Source organism: Mesorhizobium sp. M0771, from assembly GCF_040320155.1.
GTDB lineage: Bacteria > Pseudomonadota > Alphaproteobacteria > Rhizobiales > Rhizobiaceae > Mesorhizobium.
The window spans coordinates 1-721 of record NZ_JAMYPC010000074.1; the positions used below are offsets into that span (position 1 = coordinate 1).

Genomic DNA, 721 nt, shown 5'->3' on the forward strand with positions numbered 1-721 from the left:
ATGCGCGATTTTCGCCAGGTCGCTTATCATTCCGATCCGGATCACGATCAGCCTATCGAACTAGACGCCTAGGAACAAAAGTGCCGAAATACCACGTTGAGGAAATGGACGGCGATACCGTGACGGCTACCCACATCGTCAACGCGACAACGCCGATCAGGGCGGCGCGGGAAGCGACAGAGCGCGACATCACTCTGCGCACCACCGAGCCCATCTGGATCAGGGTTGCCGACGAAAAGCGCGGCCACATATTCGAATACAGTTTCAGCCTGTAGCTGGCGATCCAACCCGGCTGAGTTTGGATGGCATACCATGCCGTCGACTTCGATACGCAAGTTCGACTATGACCCGAACACCAGGGTTCTCTCGGTTTGGTTTGTAGCGAGCGGGAAGCATTACGAGTTTTTGGACGTACCTGCTGAGGCCGTTGCCGCGTTCAAAGCTGCCTTTGCCAAGGGCGTCTATTTTAACAGCCACATCCGCAATCGTTATGCATTCCGGCTCGCGGCAGGGAGGGCAGCAGCCGCGTCGGGCGATTGACAGAATTTCAGATTCGAGGCGGCCCGCGCCATCGCAGGGGAGCAACTGTGCGAATTGACCAGGTTCCGAGGGCAAACGAAAACGCCCGCCGGCCGGGCCAGCGGGCGCGTATTATATTAAGCTAGGTGCTGGGCCTATTTGCCCATCATCATCGCAGCTTTGCAGAAGTTCTCATGGGCCT

General features: G+C 57.3%; 2 protein-coding genes. Both read left to right on the forward strand.

All coding sequences use genetic code 11. From position 1 onward, the window contains the following. The first annotated feature begins 80 nt into the window (after positions 1–80). Positions 81–275 carry a hypothetical protein gene (locus NKI05_RS32225; RefSeq protein ID WP_023699326.1) on the forward strand — a complete coding sequence of 65 codons (195 nt, stop codon included), beginning with the start codon at positions 81–83 and terminating at the stop codon, positions 273–275. Between the two features lie 37 nt (positions 276–312). Further along, positions 313–540, forward strand: a complete 228-nt coding sequence (locus NKI05_RS32230) for a KTSC domain-containing protein (protein ID WP_023673160.1) — start codon at positions 313–315, stop codon at positions 538–540. Positions 541–721: the final 181 nt, after the last annotated feature.

Excerpts from the sequence above, each read along its gene's own strand:
- NKI05_RS32230 (WP_023673160.1), top strand. The coding sequence starts at position 313 with ATGCCGTCGACTTCGATACGCAAGTTCGACTATGACCCGAACACCAGG.